25 protein-coding genes are annotated in these 22,055 nt (G+C 48.6%); 11 read left to right on the top strand and 14 right to left on the bottom strand.

Features of this window, described 5'->3' with window-relative positions:
* Position 1 precedes the first annotated feature (1 nt).
* Entirely contained in the window at positions 2-1,381 is a 1,380-nt protein-coding gene (locus tag ACYQ27_RS00260; RefSeq protein ID WP_460040722.1) for an L-arabinose isomerase family protein, read from the bottom strand.
* A gap of 153 nt (positions 1,382-1,534) precedes the next feature.
* Here ACYQ27_RS00260 and ACYQ27_RS00255 point away from each other — a divergent pair, with 153 nt between their 5' ends.
* From ACYQ27_RS00255 to ACYQ27_RS00245, 3 genes are all read left to right on the top strand, one after another.
* Positions 1,535-2,596, top strand: coding sequence for a sugar ABC transporter substrate-binding protein (locus tag ACYQ27_RS00255; protein WP_460040721.1), 1,062 nt, complete (start codon positions 1,535-1,537; stop codon positions 2,594-2,596).
* Positions 2,597-2,682: 86 nt separating this feature from the next.
* Positions 2,683-3,498 carry an ATP-binding cassette domain-containing protein gene (locus tag ACYQ27_RS00250; RefSeq protein ID WP_460040720.1) on the top strand — a complete coding sequence of 272 codons (816 nt, stop codon included), beginning with the start codon at positions 2,683-2,685 and terminating at the stop codon, positions 3,496-3,498.
* Between the two features lie 14 nt (positions 3,499-3,512).
* The gene (locus ACYQ27_RS00245; RefSeq protein WP_460040719.1) at positions 3,513-4,514 is read left to right on the top strand and encodes an ABC transporter permease; all 1,002 of its coding nucleotides are present in this window, start codon (positions 3,513-3,515) and stop codon (positions 4,512-4,514) included.
* Between the two features lie 34 nt (positions 4,515-4,548).
* On the opposite strand, the gene ACYQ27_RS00240 is transcribed toward ACYQ27_RS00245, so the two are convergent.
* The 3 genes from ACYQ27_RS00240 to pcp all read right to left on the bottom strand — a co-directional run bounded on the left by ACYQ27_RS00240 (position 4,549) and on the right by pcp (position 7,762).
* On the bottom strand, positions 4,549-5,019 hold the full coding sequence (locus ACYQ27_RS00240; RefSeq protein ID WP_460040718.1) for an Lrp/AsnC family transcriptional regulator: 471 nt from the start codon (positions 5,017-5,019) through the stop codon (positions 4,549-4,551).
* 93 nt (positions 5,020-5,112) lie between these two features.
* Positions 5,113-7,113, bottom strand: coding sequence for a DUF460 domain-containing protein (locus ACYQ27_RS00235; RefSeq protein WP_460041743.1), 2,001 nt, complete (start codon positions 7,111-7,113; stop codon positions 5,113-5,115).
* A gap of 46 nt (positions 7,114-7,159) precedes the next feature.
* Positions 7,160-7,762, bottom strand: a complete 603-nt coding sequence (pcp, locus tag ACYQ27_RS00230; protein ID WP_456453904.1) for a pyroglutamyl-peptidase I — start codon at positions 7,760-7,762, stop codon at positions 7,160-7,162.
* Between the two features lie 182 nt (positions 7,763-7,944).
* Here pcp and ACYQ27_RS00225 point away from each other — a divergent pair, with 182 nt between their 5' ends.
* The 3 genes from ACYQ27_RS00225 to ACYQ27_RS00215 are packed head-to-tail and all read left to right on the top strand — an operon-like array spanning position 7,945 to position 10,975.
* Positions 7,945-9,066: a geranylgeranyl reductase family protein gene (locus tag ACYQ27_RS00225; protein WP_456394749.1), complete on the top strand. Its 1,122-nt coding sequence runs from the start codon at positions 7,945-7,947 to the stop codon at positions 9,064-9,066.
* Positions 9,067-9,069: 3 nt separating this feature from the next.
* On the top strand, positions 9,070-9,432 hold the full coding sequence (locus ACYQ27_RS00220; RefSeq protein WP_460040717.1) for an ASCH domain-containing protein: 363 nt from the start codon (positions 9,070-9,072) through the stop codon (positions 9,430-9,432).
* A gap of 34 nt (positions 9,433-9,466) precedes the next feature.
* A complete protein-coding gene (locus ACYQ27_RS00215) occupies positions 9,467-10,975 on the top strand; it encodes a prenyltransferase/squalene oxidase repeat-containing protein (RefSeq protein ID WP_460040716.1) in 1,509 nt (502 codons plus the stop codon).
* On the opposite strand, the gene ACYQ27_RS00210 is transcribed toward ACYQ27_RS00215, so the two are convergent.
* Positions 10,972-11,349, bottom strand: a complete 378-nt coding sequence (locus ACYQ27_RS00210) for a type II toxin-antitoxin system VapC family toxin (protein ID WP_460040715.1) — start codon at positions 11,347-11,349, stop codon at positions 10,972-10,974. The genes ACYQ27_RS00215 and ACYQ27_RS00210 overlap by 4 nt on opposite strands.
* A gap of 287 nt (positions 11,350-11,636) precedes the next feature.
* On the opposite strand from ACYQ27_RS00210, the gene ACYQ27_RS00200 reads away from it, so the two are divergent.
* Both ACYQ27_RS00200 and ACYQ27_RS00195 read left to right on the top strand, forming a co-directional pair.
* Positions 11,637-11,867: a DUF433 domain-containing protein gene (locus tag ACYQ27_RS00200; protein ID WP_456453042.1), complete on the top strand. Its 231-nt coding sequence runs from the start codon at positions 11,637-11,639 to the stop codon at positions 11,865-11,867.
* A complete protein-coding gene (locus ACYQ27_RS00195) occupies positions 11,851-12,198 on the top strand; it encodes a DUF5615 family PIN-like protein (RefSeq protein ID WP_456453044.1) in 348 nt (115 codons plus the stop codon). The genes ACYQ27_RS00200 and ACYQ27_RS00195 overlap by 17 nt, the downstream gene beginning before the upstream one ends.
* A 3-nt stretch (positions 12,199-12,201) precedes the next feature.
* Here the strand turns inward: ACYQ27_RS00195 and ACYQ27_RS00190 are convergent, their stop codons facing one another.
* Positions 12,202-13,698, bottom strand: a complete 1,497-nt coding sequence (locus ACYQ27_RS00190) for a carboxypeptidase M32 (protein ID WP_460040714.1) — start codon at positions 13,696-13,698, stop codon at positions 12,202-12,204.
* Between the two features lie 148 nt (positions 13,699-13,846).
* Here ACYQ27_RS00190 and ACYQ27_RS00185 point away from each other — a divergent pair, with 148 nt between their 5' ends.
* Positions 13,847-14,680, top strand: a complete 834-nt coding sequence (locus tag ACYQ27_RS00185; protein ID WP_460040713.1) for a carbohydrate kinase family protein — start codon at positions 13,847-13,849, stop codon at positions 14,678-14,680.
* On the opposite strand, the gene ACYQ27_RS00180 is transcribed toward ACYQ27_RS00185, so the two are convergent.
* The 5 genes from ACYQ27_RS00180 to ACYQ27_RS00160 are packed head-to-tail and all read right to left on the bottom strand — an operon-like array spanning position 14,677 to position 18,483.
* On the bottom strand, positions 14,677-15,093 hold the full coding sequence (locus ACYQ27_RS00180) for a hypothetical protein (protein ID WP_456394440.1): 417 nt from the start codon (positions 15,091-15,093) through the stop codon (positions 14,677-14,679). The genes ACYQ27_RS00185 and ACYQ27_RS00180 overlap by 4 nt on opposite strands.
* Entirely contained in the window at positions 15,090-16,328 is a 1,239-nt protein-coding gene (locus tag ACYQ27_RS00175; RefSeq protein ID WP_460041742.1) for a DUF58 domain-containing protein, read from the bottom strand. The genes ACYQ27_RS00180 and ACYQ27_RS00175 overlap by 4 nt, the downstream gene beginning before the upstream one ends.
* Before the next feature lie 5 nt (positions 16,329-16,333).
* Complete coding sequence (locus tag ACYQ27_RS00170; RefSeq protein WP_456453050.1) at positions 16,334-17,287, bottom strand: AAA family ATPase; 954 nt, start codon at positions 17,285-17,287, stop codon at positions 16,334-16,336.
* Entirely contained in the window at positions 17,277-17,702 is a 426-nt protein-coding gene (locus tag ACYQ27_RS00165; RefSeq protein ID WP_460040712.1) for an SNARE domain-containing protein, read from the bottom strand. The genes ACYQ27_RS00170 and ACYQ27_RS00165 overlap by 11 nt, the downstream gene beginning before the upstream one ends.
* Complete coding sequence (locus ACYQ27_RS00160) at positions 17,686-18,483, bottom strand: DUF4129 domain-containing protein (protein ID WP_460040711.1); 798 nt, start codon at positions 18,481-18,483, stop codon at positions 17,686-17,688. The genes ACYQ27_RS00165 and ACYQ27_RS00160 overlap by 17 nt, the downstream gene beginning before the upstream one ends.
* Positions 18,484-18,603: 120 nt before the next feature.
* Between ACYQ27_RS00160 and ACYQ27_RS00155 the strand changes: the two genes are divergently transcribed.
* Positions 18,604-19,098, top strand: coding sequence for a DUF2118 domain-containing protein (locus ACYQ27_RS00155; protein ID WP_456453056.1), 495 nt, complete (start codon positions 18,604-18,606; stop codon positions 19,096-19,098).
* Here ACYQ27_RS00155 and ACYQ27_RS00150 read toward each other — a convergent pair whose 3' ends face one another.
* The gene (locus ACYQ27_RS00150) at positions 19,099-19,389 is read right to left on the bottom strand and encodes a hypothetical protein (RefSeq protein WP_460040710.1); all 291 of its coding nucleotides are present in this window, start codon (positions 19,387-19,389) and stop codon (positions 19,099-19,101) included.
* 228 nt (positions 19,390-19,617) lie between these two features.
* On the opposite strand from ACYQ27_RS00150, the gene ACYQ27_RS00145 reads away from it, so the two are divergent.
* Complete coding sequence (locus ACYQ27_RS00145; RefSeq protein ID WP_456453058.1) at positions 19,618-20,091, top strand: FKBP-type peptidyl-prolyl cis-trans isomerase; 474 nt, start codon at positions 19,618-19,620, stop codon at positions 20,089-20,091.
* Here the strand turns inward: ACYQ27_RS00145 and ACYQ27_RS00140 are convergent.
* Together ACYQ27_RS00140 and ACYQ27_RS00135 are read right to left on the bottom strand one after the other, a co-directional pair.
* Positions 20,080-20,982 carry a type II secretion system F family protein gene (locus ACYQ27_RS00140; RefSeq protein WP_456394432.1) on the bottom strand — a complete coding sequence of 301 codons (903 nt, stop codon included), beginning with the start codon at positions 20,980-20,982 and terminating at the stop codon, positions 20,080-20,082. The genes ACYQ27_RS00145 and ACYQ27_RS00140 overlap by 12 nt on opposite strands.
* Before the next feature lie 5 nt (positions 20,983-20,987).
* Positions 20,988-22,049 carry a type II secretion system F family protein gene (locus ACYQ27_RS00135; RefSeq protein ID WP_456453060.1) on the bottom strand — a complete coding sequence of 354 codons (1,062 nt, stop codon included), beginning with the start codon at positions 22,047-22,049 and terminating at the stop codon, positions 20,988-20,990.
* Positions 22,050-22,055 lie beyond the last annotated feature (6 nt).

Raw genomic sequence — 22,055 nt, 5'->3', positions numbered from 1 at the left:
ATTAAACTTCGATAAACTCAAAGCCCATTAAATCAGCAAATCTTCTCAAAGTATCCTTGTATCTTCCATATACCAACACGATATGATGGCCAAATCCCATCCTACTGATGGTCTTAGAGTCTTTCACTTTAACCCCTATTGCAATACGGCAGTGAACTGTATCCTTGGTCCAAGCAATTTCACCTTCAGTAGCCCATATCTTGTTCATATTCCAGTGTATTCCTGCCACTGTAACAGGAGCTCCTTCTATGAGATCCGAATATAATGTTGCCCCTACTTTCATCCCATGATAGTCCTTCACCTTAATCCTACACATTGGACATGCGTATGAGGGAGGAATAACATCATGATTTATTGTTATGATGCCCTTCTCAATATCCCAGTGAGTTACATTTTCATTTAAGTTACCCATCAAAGCCCCTTTGCCGGAGATCGCCATTAATACTGTCATTGTAAAGAGGGCAGGTAAATCTCCCTCACAGCCACTTGGTATTCCATCGTCTATGAGGAGAGAAAACGCCATACATGGTACGTATTCAATTGCAGGTATCGCCGGACATTCTACCGTCAATGCATTCGCATTATATTTCTCCAGTAATTTTCTTAGTGCCAGATATATTTTGGCAAATTCTGTGAAGTTTGTGCCTATCTTGTTTTCTATTTCAAACTGGGTTTTCCAGTTTTCTGCAAGTTCCTCAGCTTTACTGTCATCAATTTTCCATATTGTATCTAGATATTCATCCATGTCTATAACCCGAATCTCAGGACCTATTTTTTCGTGTATATATCCAAGTGTAATTTCTTTGGGTACAGCAACACTCCTGGGAGGGTATTTACCTATATAAAGGACTTTTAACGTTTTAAGAGCCTTAACTCCTTTAATTGCCGAAATTGTACTAAGAACATCATCTGCCCCCATAGGAATGATATGTTTAACATCTGAATATTTATCAAATCTAAATTTCGAAAGCCTGCCATGAATTGAATATCCCCATGAATCCCATTCTGGCATGATAGGCTTTTTTAACAATGCCAGTTCATCAAGTATTTCCTCCGGAGCCATCCAATCCTCCATATCACCAATCACTAAGAGATCAGCATCCTCAGGGATATTCCTTACATCCTCACGTTTTTTTATTTTTATCTGAGGAAGCACATGTATAAGGCCGCTTTCTACAAGCTTTTCAATATGGACATCCTTCGGAGGTAATTCCTGATTTCTCAATTGATCCCTTGGTTTTTTAGGGCCAAAAACCCATGTCTGCTTGGCTATCGGAGTTTCATCCGATAACCATCTTTCTAAGGCACTTTCCATTTTCAATGGCTGTAATAAAACAGGTAAGTCCCAAATTTTTTTAAGAGTCATGGCTTCTTCCTCCATAACCTGTTCTATAGTTCTTGACCATCTTTAGTTTAAATGTTTATTTTACACATTAGACAAGTTTTCTCCTCAGATAACTTCACATTGTACAAATAAAAAATATAAATGTTTAACCTCAAAGGGATATCGATTGTCGTATGGGGGTAGACTCCAATGAGACTCCTGCACAAAAAGGTTTTGGGGACTTTAGTTGTGTTGTTTTTAGTGGCTTTAGTAACTTTCTCAGCCGGCTGCACAACAACTTCTAAGAGCTCCAGCACAACTTCTTCCACCACATCATCAGCTCCCGCAATCAAAAAGCCCGGAGAAGGCATGACAGTTTACTGGATTGGAGGAGCTGCCGGGGATCCCTTTGATGCGAGATTGTATAAAGGAGCCAAAGATGCTGCCGCCCTGTTAGGAGTTAAATTGATTTATGTCCATACAAAGTGGGACCCAGACAAAATGGTTCAGGAATTTAAAAAGGCAATATCAATGGCACATCCAGGAGATGGTATTGTCGTCATGGGGCACCCAGGATATGATGCCCTCGCTCCACTCTTTGAGGAGGCTGCAAAGAAGGGAATCTTTGTAACACTGGCAAATGTTGACATACCAAAACTTAGGGAAAAATACTGGTTCACAGGTTATGTTGGGCAGAATGTGTATCAGGCAGGTTATAATTTAGCATCTGCGGCCCTTGAAAAGTACAAGGATCGTCTTAAGCCTGGAGCAAGGGTAGCTATATTCTCAGGGAGCTGGGAGCAGCCAGCTAGGGCTCTCAGGGCAAGAGGAATGGAAGATGCGTTTAAGAAAGCGGGCCTGATAGTTGACGAAGTTTCTCATCCTCCTGAGGTCTATGGCAATCCTTCCGAGGGCATACAATACGTTACAGGCTATCTGGCCAAGCATCCAGACGTTGCATTAATAGCATTTGATGGTGGTGGCACCACAGCCACAGCAGAAAACTATATGAAAGCTGCAGGCAAGAAGCCAGGAGATATTATTGTCATTGGATTCGACTTAACTCCCGGCTCAGTCAAGGGTATAGAAGATGGATATGTGCAGATGGTCATTGACCAACAACCGTACCTTCAAGGATTTATGACAGTTTTGAATCTAGTCCTGAGCAAAGATTACAAATTTGCTGGTTTATACATTGATACAGGGGGATCAATAGTAGATAAGAGCAACGTTGGAACAATAGCCAAACTCGTCCAAGAGGGTTATCGTTGATTATCCTCTGCTTCATTTTTATTTATTTTAGTATATTGGCTTGACTGTTATGAGAAATTTAGTGCTGCATATAAGAGGGAGGGATTATGATGAAGGCAGATTCAAAGCATGACTATGTGATTTATGCTAAGAACATTACAAAAAGATTCGGGAACATAATAGCACTCAATAATGTAACTTTTAAAGTTAGAAAAAACGAGATAGTTGGGGTTGTTGGGGATAATGGTGCAGGAAAATCTACCTTAATGAAAATACTCTTTGGGATACACAAGCCAGATTCAGGTGAGCTGTATATTAAAGGCAAACTGTATAATAATCTCACTCCCAAAAAAGCCTATGAACTGGGAATCGTGTTGATACATCAGGAGAGAACCCTATGCTCTCATCATTCTGTATGGCGAAATATATTCATGGCAAGAGAAATCACAAACCGTTGGGGATTTCTTAAAATAAATGAAATGAGGAAGCGCTCAGAGAATGCACTGAAAGAGCTGGGTCTTACATCGAGAATATCTTCTGTAGACACTCCGGTAAATTATCTCTCCGGCGGTTATCAGCAGGGAGTTCAAATTTCGAGAGCATTAGTGTTTGATGCCGACGTTGTCATACTGGATGAACCCACTAACGCCCTTTCCCTTAAAGAGGTTCAGAAAGTCTTGGAATATATCCGACAGCTAAAAGAAAGAGGCAAATCTGGAATTATGATAAGTCATAATGTATATCATGTTTATCCAGTTGTGGATAGATTTGTTATTCTCAATAAGGGGAGTATAGTTGGAGAGTTCCAGAAAAAGGACCTTGATATTGAGGATCTCTCTCACATAATGCTATCTATAGCAGAAACCGGAAGGATACCTCCCGAGTATTCCAATCTGAATCTGGCTGAAAACTCTGAGGCATAGAGAGGTGGTGAGGTATGAAGAACATCAAAAAGGTTATTGAGGCTCATAAACTCCAATTCGCCATACTTGGGATATTCTTGACGCTGTGGTTGATATTCTATGTAATCAATCCATATGCATTTTCAAATCCCTACACCTATACTGCTCTGTTATCCGTAACTCCATTTACAATACTTCCTGCTCTTGGTTTGACATATATAATAATAGCCACCGAAGTGGACCTATCCTTCTCTGCGATAATGGCGGTTGGAGCAGTAACCTTTGCATACGTGTGGCAGAACACCGGTTCATGCCTGCTGGGCCTTGTTGCCCTCTTGATTGCCGGGCTCATTGCAGGTGCATTCAATGGAATACTTGTGGCAAGGCTCAAAGTGCCATCATTAATAGGGACAATTGGAACAATGTTTTTCTGGAGAGGAATTGTCTTAGTAGTCACCGGGGGATATGGGATAAGCCTTCACAATATTGAAAAGACATATATACAGAAACTTTTTGTGGGGACTCTTTTAGGGATCCCTGTCCAATTTCTCTGGACAATTTTAATAACCATCATATTTTGGTTAATCCTTAATAGACATAGGTTTGGTGCATACGTTTATTACATTGGTGACAACAGAGTTGCCGCAAAGATGGTAGGAATAAACACAGAAAAAACACTGCTATACATCTTTTCCCTAGAAGGCATGATTGCCGCCTTTGCAGGATTCTTAGTTGCCCTATCCTTGGGCACCGTATGGCCAGCTCTTGGTGATATCTACATGCTAAAATCTATAGCTGCTGTTGTTATTGGAGGAACCCCCCTGACAGGTGGAGTTGGGACAATCTTTGGAACATTCATGGGAGGGCTTATGCTAGATTTAATAGAAACAGGGATTCTAGCAATAGGAGTCTCGGGATTCTGGATAAAGGTTGTCGATGGAGTAGTTATAGTGATAGCACTGGTGGCCCAGGCCCTCATAAGAGAGGGAGAGCTGGCGAAGATAAGGAGGAGAAAAGAGGCCTTAGCAAAAGAGTAATCCTTTGCCTTTGTCTTTTTAATTTTGTAACAGTTCATTTAAGGACATCCAAGAATACAACCCCCTCAGATTTTAGAGTTTTGACTCCCATCAGTAGTATATAGTCCTGGATGTATTCCCTTCCACGTAAGATGCTGTCGATCTCTCGAAGTAGGGATTCCCGTTCTTCAGAGAACACCCCCACTAGCAGGGTATAGTTTCCCAAAAGCTCCACTAACGTAAAAACACTTTCCATATCCATAAGTTCTTTTTCAAACAATAGCAGTTCTCTCCGTGAAATATCAGCCTTAATTTTCAAGAGAATATACGCATATGGATACTTAAGCTTATCAAATCTCAAGAATGCAGTGACTTTTAAGTATCCCTCATTTTGAAGGTTCATTCTCCTCCATCTTACTGCAGACTTAGACAGCCCCAGTTCTCTTGCAAGTTCTGCATCACTTAGCCGGCCATCGTCCCGAAGCAGCCTTACTAACTCCCAATCTCTTTTTGTCAGGGCTTTCATTTTTAAGTTAGCCCCCAAAGCATGAATACTGTTATTTAATACACTTCCCCAACTAAAATTTAAATTTAAACTTTAAAGATTTAACTGCATGAACTAACTTCGAGTTCTGGTTTTGGCTTCATCCTCAGCCCTCCTCATGAGTTCCTTAACACGCTCTATTCTGTACTCCTCAACAACCCTCAGAAACTTCTGAAGCTCCCTCTCCCTGTCCTCCTCATCCCAGATGGCAAGCCTGTGTTCTATGGCCCTTTCGAGCTCCTCCCTGTCGACGATTGCAAAATCATCGACCCTCTTCACTTCAATCTCATCCGTATAGAACACGGGTAAATGGGCTTCCCTGAAGACCTTAAACGCATCATCCGGGAATGTTTTACCGCTCACAATTGCTCTTATCCCCTTCTCAACAAGATACTCGGCTATGCTCCTCCCTGCCCCCGCGGGATTCACCACGAAGAGAACATCACCCCGCTTTATACCGGTCTCCCCCTCAACCCTCTCCACCTCACGCCAGCTAAGGGCCTCAAGAACCTTCAGCGGAAGAGCCGATCCCCTGAGCTCAAGAAGGTGCATCCTCCTTGCAAGAACCAGATCCCTGCTCAGCTTCTCAATTATGGCCTTTGCATCCCTCAGTTCTTTCTCAAGGGCCTCTATGCGCTTCACCTTGGCCTCGAGCTCCCTCTCCTTCATCACCCTCGCCCTAATCTCATCATCATAATCAATCAAACGCCTCTCCAAGCGGCCTATGATCCTCTTCTGCTCCTTTATTATTTCCCTGAGCTCATTATTCTCACGCTCAAGAGTCTCCACGCTCCTCTCCAGCTCGCGGATTCTCCTCAGATATGGCTCGATATCCACACTCCTCTCAGGTGAAGGTTTTTCCTCCTCCTTCGGTCTTTCACGTGCTGTTATTCTCGTTATGGCCTCACCGAGGTTGTAGCCCTGAATCACAAGTGCCTTAACCTCCTCTCCCCTTCCAGAAAGTCCCAGCTCCCTTAATTTTGCTTCCACGTGCTCCAGCTTCGGCTTCAAACGGAGATAGGCCTTGTATGCTGCGGCCAGCGCATCACGCTGGTGGTCGTCATCAACCGATATCCCAAGATTTCTCAGCAGCTCATTCTTCTCATCCACCCTGAGACTTTCCCTTGGGACGAAAAGATTGGCTTTAAACGAGCGGGCAAGCTTCTCCACAAGACCTGGGGCTGGACTGACATCGGTGGCGATTATTATGGGATGCCCGATGTCGCTGATGAACCTGAAAATTTCGCTCACGGCCATGTTCCTCTCGCTGTAAACGGCAAGGATGTTCCCGTTCAGGTCTATCGCAGCTATCCCAACGGTTATTCCCGGGTCTATCCCGACTATCACACTCTTCCGTTCTTCTATCGCTCTCTCGCTCTTCAGAGGGGCGAATTCGAGGCTTTTCCTCTCCACAGGATAAATCCTTATCTCAACATCACCGCCATGGGCAGGCCTTATGAGCCCTGCGAGCTCTTCCCTGCCGGCATACACCCGGAACTCTCCTCTGGCAAGTCCATAGTCCTTCTCCTCAACCTCCAGATCAAAGGGTATATCGGCTTTCCTCAGCCTGTCCTCAATCTCCCTCACCTTATTCTGGATCAGGTTGTGGACCCTCCTCCTATAGCGATCCTGACTCCAGCCTCCCTTCCCCTGGCTCCTCCCGCGTGAGACCTTTATGACAACCTCATCCTCGAAGGCGAGCACCTCGTAACCAACACCCCTGGAGGCCAGAAGCGCACAGACCTTGGCCTCCTCATGGGGGTCAAACCTATCGGTTACCCTTATTCCGTTCTCCCTCGCAAGAGCCCAGAGGGGCTTCTGCTCCCCCGGCCTGCCCGTTACCTGAACCAGCTTCGTCCCCTGGGGCAGGGCGCGGAGGAACTTTCTCAGATCATCTCCGAGCTCATGTATATTATCCATGGCAACTAGCTTCGGCCTTTTTGCCTTTATAAAACGAATCAGCCTGTAGAGGGTGAACTCACCCTTCTTCTCAAGCCTCCCGTTCATCCAGCTCACAACTGCAAACCTCTTCGGGTTCTCGCCGATTACATCAACACCAAGGATTAGAATAGGCACCACCTCTGCATCGTTCACAGCTCTGGAGAACTTCTTAAAAATTTATCTAAGGGAGCAGAGAGGTTCGAATTGAGACCTCAATGGCCTTTTTTATAGTTTCAATGGGCATGGACGGCACTGTTCTTTCAAGAGCCTGTTCATATGAATAGGGCACGTGAATGAAACCCGCTTTCACCGGCAGATTCCTGATCGCTATTGTGTGGAGGGCTGTGAACATCGCTGTGTTGCACACATAGGTTCCGGCGCTGTTTGAAACCATTGCGGGAATTCCCTCACTTCTCAAAGCTTTTACAATCCTCTTTACAGGTATCGTGGCAAAATATGCCGCCGGAGCATCTTCAAAAATTGGCTCATCCTCGGGTTTGTAGCCTTCGTTATCTTCCTTTGTTGAGTCCATAACATTTACTGCCACCCTCTCAACGGTAATGTTCGGCCTTCCCCCTGCCTGACCGGTTAGAATCACAACCTGCGGACCGATTTCTTCGATAAGCTCCGGAATAAGGGCTCTGACGCCCCTGAATGTCACCGGGAGCTGTTTCTTTACTATCTCTGCCCCGTGGAGCTCATCCGGCAGTTCCCTGACTGCTTCCCATGAGGGGTTGAGCTTTTCCCTGCCAAACGGCTCAAAACCCGTTACCAGAACCCTCAACATCACCACCATTAAAGTTAAGCTTCACAGAATTTATAAGGTATGATGTTAATTGCCGGCTGTTATTAATAGATGCAGAATCCTCAATCGTTCTGGTTGTCCGCTACGTTTGGCAATCCCACCCCATCACAATTAAAGCTAAACTTTATAGGGTTTAAAAGGAATAGGTTCTGGGGAGGGCTATGAAGTATGATTACGATGTCGCAATTATCGGAGGCGGACCGGTTGGCAGCTATCTGGCAAACCTTCTGGCGAGAAACTTTGATGTTGCTGTTATTGAGGCAGGGAATTCATTCGGGGAAAAGGCATGCACAGGGATAATCGGTAAGGAGAGCTACGATGATTTGAAGCTCCCGAAAAAAGCTGTTCTCAACGAGCTCAGGGGAGCTGTTTTCTACTCCAAGATACAGAGCTTTGAGATTAAGAGAAGCTCGCCTCAGGCATATCTCGTGGATAGGAAAGCTCTCGAAAAAACACTCGCAGAGAAAGCCATCAAAAAGGGGGCGGAGTACTTCATGGGGACGCGCTTCATGGGCTTCAAAAATGGCAGGGCAGTTCTTCAGAGGTTCAACCGGCAGTTTGATGTTGAAGCCCAGTTTTATGTCGGCGCCGATGGAATCAGGAGCAGGGTTGCTCAGGAAATGGGAGCAAAGACGAAGGCGGAGTTTTTAAGCGGGTATGAGGTTGAGGTCGTCGGGGAGTTTGAGAGGCAGGATTTTGTTGAGGTCTGGGTAAACAAAGAGCTCAATGAAGAATTTTTCTTCTGGGTCGCACCTGTAAACGAAAGTCTTGCCCGTGTAGGCACGTTTGGAAGCCTCGATTCCCTGTTCAAGTTCCTGAAAATGAGAATGCTGAAGGCCGGGAACATCGTGGAGTTCAGGGCGGGAAGTGTGGGATTTGGCTGGAGAAAACCGTGGATTAAAGGCAATCTCGCCCTTGTCGGCGATGCCGCACTCCAGATAAAGCCCACCACTGCAGGGGGAATAGCCTACGGTATGTTCTGCGCCCATGCACTGGCGTATTCCCTCATAAACGGCAGACCCGGTGAGTATGAAAAGCTCTGCAGGGACATCAAAAAGCAGATTTCCTTCGGAATGAGAGTCAGGAAAATGTTTCTGGGACTCACCCAGGAGCAGATTGAAAAGATATTCGAGGTTCTCGGGAGCAGAGAGGCCGTTGAGCTGATTGAGAGGACAGCAGATTTCGATGACCATGTAAAGACCGTGAAGGCCATAATAAGGAGCCCCCGGCTTCTGGCAAGGCTTCTGAAGATATCGCCAATGCTACTGAGGCATCTGGTGTGAGCCATGGAGTGGAGAATGGGACTTCAGGAGGAGTACCTCAAAGCCATAGCCGAGGGCAGGAAGAGGATTGAGGGCAGATTATACGACGAGAAGAGGCAGGGGATAAGGCCGGGGGACACGATAATCTTCGAGAACAGGCTGATGTGTGTTGTGAAGGACGTGAGGGTTTACTCGTCCTTCAGGGAGATGCTGGAGAAAGAGGGACTAGAGAACGTCCTCCCCGGAGTGAAAAGCATCGAGGAAGGAGTAAGGGTTTATAGGCGCTTCTACTCCGAGGAGAGGGAGAGGAAGTACGGCGTTGCGGCGATAGAGGTCGAGCCGGTGGGGTGGATCGAGGAGCCGTTAAGTGAGGTCCCAAAAAGTTAAAGTCTCCTTTCCTATTTTTAACATGGTGTGCGGTATGAGAGAGAAGCTCCCCATCATTCTTCTTCTGGTTTTCATCCCCGGTTTCATATTGCCGCCAGCTGGAGCCAGTTCATTAATTGGCAGAGGTGCGGAGCACTACATAAACGAATATCAGCTCCGAACCCTGAACCATGCGTGGAACACCGAAAGCGTCTCCGGATGGGAGGCATTCAGGGAGAAAGAGACGTTCTACCTCACATGCCTCAAAGTTATAGCCCTCGCAAGGAGCGGCTACCCGAGGAACTCCACGGAGTTCCGGGAACTCGTTGAATGGATAAAGTCAAAGCAGAGCGAGGACGGTTCCTTTCCGGCAATAATAACCGACGACTATCCAGAGCCGGACTCGGAGTGGTTCTACTGGGAGCTTTCAAAGTCAGCTGGAACCGGACTGGCGATTTTAGCCCTCCTTGAGGCGGGAGAAAGCCCCAATTCCATGGAAATACAAAAGGCTGCCCAGTTCCTTCTGAGGAACGAGAGCGGGAACCACTGGGGGAGCACGGTTTACCTGTTCTGGGAGCAGACGGGGCTCAACAGGGTCAACGAGTCGCCAAGCATCGTTGCCACGGCTTACGCCGTTGCGGCGCTCTCAAGGATGGGATACGACGTCTCCAGGGAATGGGAATGGCTGGAGGAAAGGCTGAGGCCGGAGAGGCTCGTGGGGCCGTATCTGGACAACTTCTTCACGGGCTTTGTCTCCCCCATGCCCTACCGCGATATTAGGGCTCCATACGAGAGCATAGTCCTGCCGTTGCTCTTTCTGAGGGAGGGGAAGGTGAGCCCTCCGAAGGAGACGCTTGATTTTATATCCTCTCTTCTCGAAAGGACGCAGTACATTGGAAACGCAACGCTGAGGCTGAGCTTTAGGGGGATTACCAAATACACGGTTGAAGAGAGGATTTATACCGCAAACGGCTGGGAAACCCTCAGAACATGGGGCGGAACCGGAAGAAGGGCCGAGATAAACGTCAGCCTGGGGCCCCCAGACCGGGGGAGTATCTTCCTGATACGCTCGGGGAAAGCCCTCCTAGAAAACGAGTCCGGCTTCTTCAGGGACGGGATGAAGCTCTACCCAGAGCTTCCGGAAAACTACTTACTCCTCATCGGAACCTCATATGCCGAAAGGGAGCTCTTCCAGTTCAGAGGCAGAGAGAACTACGCGGTGATTGAAGCCCCAACTCTCGACGGCTCCTGGAACCACGACGTCTACTCCACGGCGATAGCGCTGATATGGCTCCACATGGCCGGTGCGAAGAGAGGGAATGTAGACGAGGCGTTGAGATTCCTTGAGCTCGCAAGCCCAAGGAATAGCATGACCCTCGACGGCGATGCCTACGCGCTGATAGCCCTGAGCCTGTACGGAGGAAAGTGGGAAGGCAACGGACCTGAACCGGTGGAGAGTGAGTCAAAGGCCCGACCAGAGATTTCATGGAGCCTGCCGGCGGTTTTTGCCGTTGGTGTTGTTATCGGAATCATTATTGGATTAGCAGTCAAAAAAGAAGGTTAAGACCGTTTCAAGGTCATTACATCAAGTCCCATCTCTTTCAAGACCTCAAAGTCACTATCTAAAGTTATTACCGGCAGGCCATTGAGGATCGCAATTGAGGCTATGAACAGGTCCCTAAAAGACATGGGACTTCCTTTTCCTTGAAGTTTTTTGTGGAGGTACGCCGCCACCTCTGCACATTTTCTATCAAACGGGAGCTCAATGAGTGTTTCAAGCCATATGAGCTCGTCTTTCTTGGGCATTCCGAGGAGAATCTCGAACTTGGTTATTGAGGTTATGTAGAAAGTGTTGTCCAAAGCCGTGATTTTTTCAAAGACTTCATCGTTGCCCCTGGCGATCTCGATTATCACGTTTGTGTCAAGGACTGCCCCCATTTTTCAAACTCCTCCTCGATCTCTTTGAGCTTCCTCTTTGTTTCCCTGTACTCCTCCTCACTCAATATCCCATACAGGTGACGCAGGGCGTCGACGTTTCCCTTTCTTTCCCTTAAGAGCTCCCGAAACAGCTCGCTGAAGGATTTTTGCCCCTAATCCTGACGGACTAACCATAAACGTCATTCAAAATCATTATCGTCTGACCAATACACTATTTGCATGCGTCATAATTTAAGGCATTATGAGATACGAAAAAGCATATTAAGGTCAATCCCTAATATACAAACATGATGATTGACGACAGAATCGAGATAAACCCCAAGAAGATGGGTGGGAAACCCGTGATAAAAGGGACGAGGATTCCCGTGTACTTTATCCTTGAACTGCTGGCCAACGGCTGGAGCTTTGAGGAAATAATTGAGAACTATCCCCAGCTGACGAAAGAAGACATACTCGCGGCCATAAGGTACGCCAGTATGATATTGAAGGAGGAACAGTACGTTGAAGTTTCTGGCTGATGAGAATATTCCATACTCAGTCGTTAAACGTCTCCAAAAAGAAGGATTTGACATACTGTCAGTCTATGATGTAAAAAGAGGAATTCCCGACCAAGAAGTGGCCAGAATATCCAGCGAGGAAGACAGAATCCTCATAACCTTTGACAAAGATTTCGGAATGATACTATTCGTTGAAAACCTTAAAATGCCCGGATTGATACTTCTAAGATTCCCTCCAAAGAGTGCTGAGTATATTTACTCAAAGCTCAAGACAACTTTGTCGATGGGAGTTGATTTTAGGGGCAAAATTGTAAGCGTCCACGAAGATAAAACAAGGGTTGCAAAAATATGAAAATCACAGATACCTCTCCTTCACCCACCTTATGAAGTAGTCCGGGTTCAGCTCCTCGCCGATGGACTTCTTAAGAAGCTCCTTCGGCGGGTAGATTGAGCCGTACCTGTGAACCTTCTCGCGGAGCCAGGCCTTTATCGGCTCGAAATCCGCATTGGCGATGTGCTCTTCCACGTTGAGGTCCCTCTTCATGTGGTAGTAGAACTGCGCCGCCAGGAGCGTTCCGATGCTGTAGGTCGGGAAGTAGCCGACCGTTCCGTGGGCCCAGTGGATGTCCTGGAGGATTCCCTCGACGTAGCTCTTGGGTCTTATGCCGAGGAGGTTCTCCATCTCGTCGTTCCAGAGCTCCGGGAGGTCTTTTGCCTTAACACCCTCGTTGAGCATCATCCTCTCAAGCTTGAAGCGGAGCAGAATGTGGAAGTTGTAGGTGACGACGTCGGATTCAGTCCTGATGAAGTCCGGGCGAACCATGTTGAAGTAGAGGTAGACGTCATCCGGAGTGTAGTCCGCCATGAAGGGCAGGTTCTCCCTCAGGACGGGGTGAATGAGCTCTGCAAACTCCCTGGAGCGGCCCACGATGTTCTCCCAGAACCTGCTCTGGCTCTCGTGGATGCCGAGGCTTACTCCACCCGCAATCGGGCTGAACATAAAGCGTTCATCCTGCTGGAGCTCGTAGAGTGCGTGGCCGAACTCATGGACGGTGCTGAGTATAGTCCTCCTGAAGTCGTAGCCTTCGTATCTGGTGGTTATCCTGACATCACGGATACCGAACTCGGTGGTGAACGGATGAGCCGAGACGTCTAAGCGCGAGCGAACGCCGAGCGGGTAGCCGAACTTCTGGAGTATCCAGACGTTTACGCGCTCCATCCACTCCTTCTCATAGCGCTCCTTCTCAAGCGGGTGGCTCTGCGGGACTTTACCCTCTTCCATTATCCTCTCAAGGAGCGGCTTGAGCTCCTTCTCAAGCCTGCCAAACATCCTCTCAACTTCTTTCGTTGTCAGCCCTTCCTCGAACATGTCGAGGAGAGCGTCATAGGGCTCGTCTTCGTAGCCAAGGTAGTCTGCGGCGCGCTTTGCGAGATCTATAATCCTGTCCAGCCACGGCTCGAACTTGGAGAAGTCGTCCTTTTTCTTGGCCTCCTCCCAGGCCTTGGTGGCCTGACTGGTCACCTCGCTCATCTCTCTCAGGAATTCCGGCGGGAACGAGCGGCTTATCCTTATCGAGCGGTCGAGAACCCTGACAACGCCCCTCTCGTACTCGTTGAGGTCTTCTATGGATTTGGCCTTCTCGACGAGCTCAACAAAATCCGGCTTGAGGAGGAACTCCTGGGAAAGCACGGAGAGCTCGCCCTGGGCAACGGAGCGCTCAAGGATTCCCTCCTTCGGCATGTTGACCTCCATATCCCAGCCCAGGACGCTCTGTGCATGCCCTATTGCCCAGATGCGCCTGTATCTGGTTAAAATTTCCCCGACAACCTTATTCTGAAACGCCCCCTCCATTCAAATCACCTCTTCAGTTTGACAGAATTTTTGAGCTGAGCTTTTTAAACCTTTTCGATGAACATCTAAACGAAAGGGTAGAAATCTATTACTCCCACCGCAAATCGCTTAAAGGGTTGCCCTGCTAACTAACCCAAGGTGCATGCTCATGAAGCTTGACCTGGCTGTCCTCGGTCACGTCTCAATAGACCACATCAGATTTCCCGGACAGAGAGAAATACTGTACCCAGGGGGAGCGGCCGCGGCGGTAGCCACATCGGCCGCCTTGGCGGGGGCAAAGGTGGGCCTGATAACGAAGGTCGGTGAGGACTTTCCAAGGGAATGGCTCGAAAAACTCTCCTCGGTTCTCGACATTAGGGGCGTTCAAATCCTGCCCGGCAGGACGATTCACATATACATGATTTACCACGAGGACGGAAGCGTTGATGCCCCTGTTGAGATAGGAGTCGCTCGGAAAATGGGCGAGACCCCAATTCCGGAGGAATACATGGAGGCAAAGCTGTTCCACATAGCCCCTATTCCACCGGAGGAACAGCTCAAGGCTCTGAAGAGGCTCGAAGGCAAAAGGCTAAGCCTGGACTTCAACCCGACCTACATTGAGGACTACAGGAAGAAAACCGGGCTTATGAGGGAGATAGTATCGAGGGTCGATGTCCTGTTTCCCAACGAGAGGGAGGCCTTAACGATAACCAAAGCCTCAACTGTGGAAGAGGCCGCCAAAATTCTGCACAGGTGGGGGGCAGGGCTGGTTGTAATAACGCGCGGTGAGAGGGGGGTTCTCGTCTACGATGGCGAGTTCAGGGAGTTTTCCGCGCTCCCCATAAGCCCGGAAGAAATCGTTGACCCCACTGGTGCCGGGGATGCCTTCGCGGGCGGCTTTCTGGCGATGTACTCCAGGGGCGCAGCCGTTGAGGACTGCGTTAAAAAAGGGCTGGAGAGGGCAAGGGAAGTGCTGAAAAAAACCGGGAGCTGGAGCGTTTAGTCCGCCACCACCTTTGAGAAGGCATAAAGCAGCACGAGAATCAGGGCCGCCAGCGCTGTGGCCTCAAACCCCGGCATTAGGGGAGCTATACTCTTCATCAGGACAAATGTTGGCAGGGAAAGAAGAACGGCCAGCAGGAGGATGGCATAGTGCTCCAGCGGGGCTTTTTCCCTGTCGAGGTAGGCGGATTCCACGAAGAAAAGGGCCAGCGCCATTATTCCCAGTCCATAGATATCCCCCGTTTTGTGGTAGATCAGGAAGAATGCGGTCAGTATGAGAAAAACCGAACCTACAAAATACGAAAAGAAGGCAAGAAATGCCAGAGGAATCAGGAATACAAGTCTTCCGTTAAGGGCGAAGAGGAATAGGATGACCACAAACGGAATCAAGGAAACCCTCGGCCTGAGCTTCATAGCTTGATCACCTCGGCTATCGCGGTTTTCAGGGGTTTATTCACGTCCCAGTCAACGACCACACCGTATGCAGAGAGCTTTTTGAGATGGGCCTTTCTCTGAAGGGTCAAAAGCTTCAGGGCAAGCGCCTCCTCCCTGTTTTTCGGCTCAATCACAGAATACGGATTCGGACTTATAACAACAACGTTGTAGCCGTAGCTGTAGAGTATCCTCAGGGCGTCCTTGCTCTCCGGTGTTATCAGGGGTGAGAAGTAGAGAATCTGGGCTCTGGCAGGGAAGCGGCTCCTTACAAGGTGCTCCACCTGGTATGCTATCATGTTGTTCTTATCCGGCCTTGCGGTGCTGAGGAGGTCTATGCACTTGAAGAAGTGCCTCTTCCCGTAGTCTATCCGGACCCACAGGGGCACCTCCCCCGCAAGCAGAAGCCCGAAGCTCGTGCCGTTGTTGAGGCTGTCGAGCATAAGCGAGGCGGCCGCCCTAACGAGGTGATCAAAAACCTCCTTCCCGGCATATGCCGCATCCACTATGAGGATAACATCCACCTTCCTCTCGCTTTCGTACTCATTCGCCATTATCCTCCCTGTTCTGGCCGTTGCCTTCCAGTTTATTATCCTGAGAGGGTCTCCGGGCTGGTACTCCCGTATTGCATGGAACTCAACACCCTCGCCGACCCTCGGGGAAGGCAGAGGACCGACGGTTATCTTCGTCCCCTTCGTTGAATAGGGTGTTTGAACCTCCTCAATCCTCGGGACGCCAATAAGCTCGCTGTAAAGCTCCACAGTTTTTTCCTGCTCAAAGAAGCCGAAGGGGTCTCTGTATCTGAGCTTCACAAAGCCGAACTCATGTATGCCCCGCCTGACCTTCACCCTGTATGAAAAGACCCTCTCCTCGCCGCGGCTGAACGACGCCACAAATGACGACCTCCCCTCAACGACCTCAAGTCCTTCAGGGAGGTTATCCTCAATCTTCAGGCTGGGTATTCTCTCATTGGCTTTTATTCTGAGCCTTATCTCAACGATCTCCCCTTCGAGGATTCTGTCATGGGATAGAATCCTTTCAACCTCAACATCCAGCGCGGGCTTGAAGAATGCTACTGCAATGAATAACAGCCACAGCATCGGGAGGGAGAGATAGGCCATATCCCACCTGAGGAAGAAGAAAGCTAGCACCACAACTCCCCAGAGAGCTATTAACAGATGAACCGCCTTGCCCGTTGGATAAAACTCCCTCTCCATGTCCATCACTCAAACTTTGGAACAGGAACCTTCTCAAGCAACCTCTGCATCACATTCTCCTGGCTCACCTTGGTATACCAGAGCTCCCTTTTGAGGATGAGCCTGTGGCTTAAAGCAGGAATTGCCACCGCCTTAACATCATCGGGAATCACATAGTCCCTGCCCTCCAGAGCCGCATATGCCCTTGACAGCTTTAACAGGGCCAGACTTCCCCTCGGGGAGGCCCCGACGTCTATCTCCCTCTTGTTCTCTCTTGTTGCGCTTATGATGTCGGTTATGTACTCAAGAACCGCATCGCTCACATAGACCTCTTCTATTGCCCTCTGCATATCAACAACCTGCTCAGGGGTCGTGATACGGTCTATATTCACACCCTCCTTTTTCCTCGCAATCCTCCTCTTCAGGATTTCAATCTCCTCGTCTTTTGATGGGTATCCAACCCTGAGCCTCACCAGGAACCTGTCGAGCTGCGCCTCGGGCAGGGGATATGTTCCCTCCTGCTCTATTGGATTCTGGGTGGCTATAACTATGAAAGGCCGCTCCAGAATGCGGGTTTTTCCCTCTATGGTAACCTGCCGCTCCTGCATTGCCTCAAGCAAAGCGGACTGTGTCTTCGGAGGGGCACGGTTGATCTCGTCCGCCAGCAGTATGTTCGTGAAGATTGGTCCCTTTTTGAACTCGAACTCAAGGGTTTTCTGGTTGAAGACGCTAACACCCAGAATATCCGAGGGCAGCAAATCAGGCGTGAACTGAACCCTTCTGAACCTGACTCCAAGCGCCGAAGCAAAGCTCTTGGCCATGAGTGTCTTGGCCAGACCGGGAAGGTCTTCGATCAGGATATGGCCGTCAGCGAGGATTGTTGTCAGCAGAAGCTTCAGAACTTCTCTTTTTCCAACTATTGCCTTTTCAACCTCCGCCAAGATGCGGCTTCCTATTTCATGCACTTCCTCAACTTTCATTCAGATCAGCCTCCAGAATTTCTAAAGCCTTTTCAAGATTATCGAGGAAATCTCCATCCGAATGCAGGGCCCTGAGGGCTGCGTTGGGCTCTGATTTGAGCCCGGAAACCTCACGGTTGTAGTCATCAGCCAGCACCGCATATGAGTCAATTATCTTCTCCTCAATCAGCGCTCTGGCCACAGCTCCGGAGCGGGCCCTGGAAATCAGCATAACAGTCCTTTCAAATTCCGACTTCCTCTCCCTGGGAATGAAGCGGGTTCTGGGCAGATATCTGAGCTTGATTTCAAAACCGAAAAGGGCAACACCCAGAATCAGCGCTGCCAGCACAACAGCCATCCATCTCAGAATGTATGAGCCGGCGAATATGGCAATCAGAACGAAAGGCAGGGCCGCCCAGCTAACCCTCACCTTCACCACCCCGTATTTTCATGTAGAGTTCATGCGCCTTGTATGCATCCTCCCTCGTGACCCTCTCGGGGGCATATCTGGCTTTTTCAAATAGTTTCGTGAGCTCGATAAAGGCGTCGTGCTTGTACCTGACCCTATCCGCATGCTCCCAGTGCGTCCAGCTCTCTTTATAGGGGATTCCAAGTATCTCAAGCCAGAGGACGGCGTTTTTATAAAGTTTCACCACAGCCTCATCCGGGTCACCGAGAAAATCTATGCCCTCCTCCCGGAGCCTCATGTCGAAAGCTTCCACCTTTTTCCTGAGTCTCTTTATTCTCCTTTTCGCGAGCATGTCCCTGTAGAACACGAAGGCCGTGTATGATGCGGCAATAGCAAAAACTGCAAAGAGCCCGTAGAGGTAGAGGGAGGGGTTGCTTACGGCAAATCTCCCTGTGGGCTGCCCGAGGGATTTGTTGTAATACGAAACATGGTAGGTGCCGTTTATCAGGGTTTTATTTACGGTGGCGTTCCCCTGAGGCGGCAGGGGTTTTGTATAGGCATAGTAGAGGAGGGGAGAGAAAACCAGGACGGCTGCAACCGCTGAGTAGACCACCCATTTAAGGACGGAGTAGTTATAGCTGTCGAGCCTTTTGCTTGCGACAAAATCCCCCTGTCCGATGAGAATAACGAGTATGAAAACAGCTGCGGCTATCACAAACAGTCCAAAAAACGCTCCGATAAAATAGTAATTCCCGCTCCCCCTGCGGATTTCCGAGATGGAAGAGTTGTAGTTCAGCATCAGGGTCATCAGTGCAAACAATGCGATGAATAAAGGAAAAGTTCTGACCCTCGGGTTCATTTTAATCCACTAAGGTTTTGAGGATTATATTTAAAAGCTTTTACATGTTAGTAAAACGGGGGTGGAAAAATGGAAAAAATTCCCGAGCTTTATGTTGAGACTGATCCCGGGAACCTCATTGAAAACGGAAAAACGCGGGAAAAGTGCATAATCATTCAGGGGAACGTTGAGGTAATCCTGAAAAAGGGCGAAACCCTGCCGGAATTCATTGATATCAAAAAATCAAGATTCCTCAAAAAAGAGGTTTATGACAGGTTTCACCTCTATGTGGATAAGCACTCCCAGGAAATGCTCTGCGATGCCGTAATAGTTCTCCCGGACAGAAGAACCAGGATAATGCTCCGGAAAGGGGATAAGCTGATGCTGCTGCCGGTGGAGGGGTTTGTAAAAACCCTGATAGCGGATGTGGGCAACAGGGTGAGGAAAGGCGATGCGTTTGCCGCGGTAACAACCAAAAAAGGCGAGGTGCATTATTTAAAGCCCCCCAGGAACGGGACGGTGATTTACATAGACGAATTCACGAACAAGCCGCACTACATATACTACCTGCTCCCTGAGGAGTGATCACTCAATTCCCTCGATTATCGACTTTATGTTTGCCTTTATCCTCATCTTCATGCCCTTCATGTTATCCATTCCCCTGATGGTTCTGGTGTTTCTGGCGCTTGTTATTATCAGAGACCATAGGTATATTCCTCCCTTCTTTTCCTCACTCTGAAACATGGCCAGAAACTGCTCTTTACCCACGAGAACCTCCAGTATCTCCACGCTCCTCTCCCCAAGCTCCGTGGAATACACCTCATTTACCTTCAGGTTTCCAAATTCCTCCTTAAGCATGTCCAAAAAATATCCCATATTACTCACCCAGTTTTAGTATATTTTCAACCCTTATATAGTTTCCCCAGCCTATTCCCTGAGAAGTCCCGTCGGGGGAGCAGGGATGAGTTTTAGAAAACCCCTTTGAAAAGGCTGCATGGAAACAATGCTTGGAGGTGAAAGCTCCACAGATGCCTGAAAAAGAAAAAAAATATTCGGGCAAAAACGTTATAAGCCCCGGGGATAACGGACTGGCAGGTGAGTTTGATGAAGATTGAAAAAGGAGATTTTGTGGTTTTTAACTACACCGGAAGGTTTGAAAACGGAGAAGTTTTTGACACGAGTTATGAGGATATCGCAAGGGAAAACGACATATACGTTGAGGAGAGGCAGTACGGCCCCCTTGGGGTCAATGCCGGAGTGGGAGAACTCATTCAGGGTCTGGATGAAGCCCTCATCGGCATGGAGACGGGTGAGAAGAAAACCGTTATTATCCCCCCTGAAAAAGGCTACGGGATGCCAAATGAAGACCTCATCGTTGATGTCCCCCGCTCTGAATTCGAAAACGCCGGTATAGAGCCGGTAAAGGACATGTATGTGATGACGGACAGCGGAATGGCCAAGATAGCGGATGTGAAGGAGGAAGCCGTTTCTCTGGACTTCAACCACCCTCTGGCGGGCAAAACACTCATATTTGAAATTGAAATCGTGGACGTACAGAAAGCAAATTCAGAAGCTTAGGTTTATCAGTGCTGAGCCCTTGAATACCAGGAGACCCATGATGGCAAGGAATGCACTGTATTTAAGACCGGCGCTGAATTTTCCCTCCCTTATCACCCCTATACCAAGCCCCGAAACCATCGCCTGAATAACTATGAACATCATGACCAGAAACCTTATTGACTCCACCGGAAGGGAGATGGAAACTGCGCTGCCGCTTATGCTGTCCATGACCTTAATCACAATACCGAGGATCATGGGGCCTATAATCCCGCTGGACATTATGAAAAACATCGTCTGCATACCTGTTGATGCCTTTCTTTCCTGTTTTATCTTGAGTATTTCACGCACATCGTTTGCAACCGAGACCAGCACATCAGCCATTGGAGCACCCCTGTCCAGGGCTTCAATCAGAATCTTAACTGACCTGTAAAGGACGGCCGATTTCTCGTTTCTGATGGCAAAAGCATTGAGGGCTTCAATAGTTGGTCTGCCCTTCTTGATTTCAGCGACGACCCGCCTGAACTCCTCGGTTAGAGGTCCGAATTTTGAGGTGGTTAGCTCCTCAAGCGCCTCGGAGAAGGAGATTCCAGCCCGCAGGGAGCTTGCCAGGTAGAAAAAGGCATCCGGCAGCATCTTCTCCATTTCACTGATGCGTTTGTTTATCCTCCAGTAGGGATATATGACAGCCATGCCGACAAACACCGCCAAGAACGTAACCGCTCCGTAAAAGGTGTTGAAGAATGCAACAGCTGTGCCCACAATGATGCCGAGCAGCAGGGATATGGTCAGATATTCAACAGCTAAGAAACCGATTCCGGCGGAGTATATGAAAATTTCATACCTCCTCAAGAGTCTGGAGGGTATTATCCGCCTCAGGATATTTATCAGTGTGGATGATATGGATGCCATTTTTATCACCGGGGCTCTCCGCGTTTTATCATTATCACCATCAGCACGGACAGGGCGGGAAATGCAAAGAGGAGTATGAGGGCGAGACTTTCCACGGGCAGGATGAGGCTCCGGGCCATTATGGAGCCCGCCAGTATTCCCACGACAAACATCGTTGGCATGACTATCGTGAGGAACATGTACACGAAGGAGATACCGTTTATCTTCTGGACATACTCAACGAGCTTCATCCTGTAGTCGAACGCAAAGTCCTCTGCAAGCTTGTACAGTATATCCGCCAGGTTTCCGCCGAATTTTATCGCCCTTATCATCTGCTTGACAGTCCTGCTGACGCTTTCAGAATCCATCTTCTCCTCAAATTTTGCGAGGGCTTCTTCGAGGGATGCACCTGTGTGCATATCCCTTATCATCAGCTCGAACTCCTCCGAAATCACACCATAGTTGGCAGTTGCCACCGAGACCATGGCCTCCGTGATGCCAACACCAGCACTGAGGAGGGATGCCATGTGTCTAAGCGCATATGGTAATTCCCTTTCAACCTCGGCAACACGGGTTTTCCAGACGATTTTTGGGTAAATCCTCATATACATGAAGCCAAACATAAATCCCAGCAGACCGAAGAGCAGGGAAAGGGTGTACGGGAAGTAAGCCAGCACACCAACCGCAAATGCAAAGAGGGAAAGAAAGACCGAAACAACAATCGTGAGGGCGACGTAGCTGTCCCTGCTCATTTTCATGTTTGCCCTGTACAGGTCATAATCAAGCCCCCTGAATGAGGCTGAGAGCGTTCTAATCGGGCCGCTGAAGTGTTTTAGCATGCCCTCTGCAAGCCTCTCAGAGAAGGGCTTCTGAAGTTCCTGCCTCCGCCATTCAATAATCTCCGCCATTTCCTTTTCCGATTCCTTGATCTTTTCCTTTTCAACCTCTATCTGCATCTGCTTGAGAACCCTCAGACGATCCTGAATTGACCTGCCGGAGGGTATGCGGGAGATAGGCCTCTCGGCCACCTCAACGGTTTTCCCCCCGATCTTCTCTAGGATGTTAAGGAAGACATCAGCAACTCCCATTGAGTA

Source organism: Thermococcus atlanticus, from assembly GCF_054657855.1.
The sequence above is the reverse complement of the archived record's forward strand: the minus strand, read 5'-3'. Positions and strand labels throughout refer to the sequence as shown.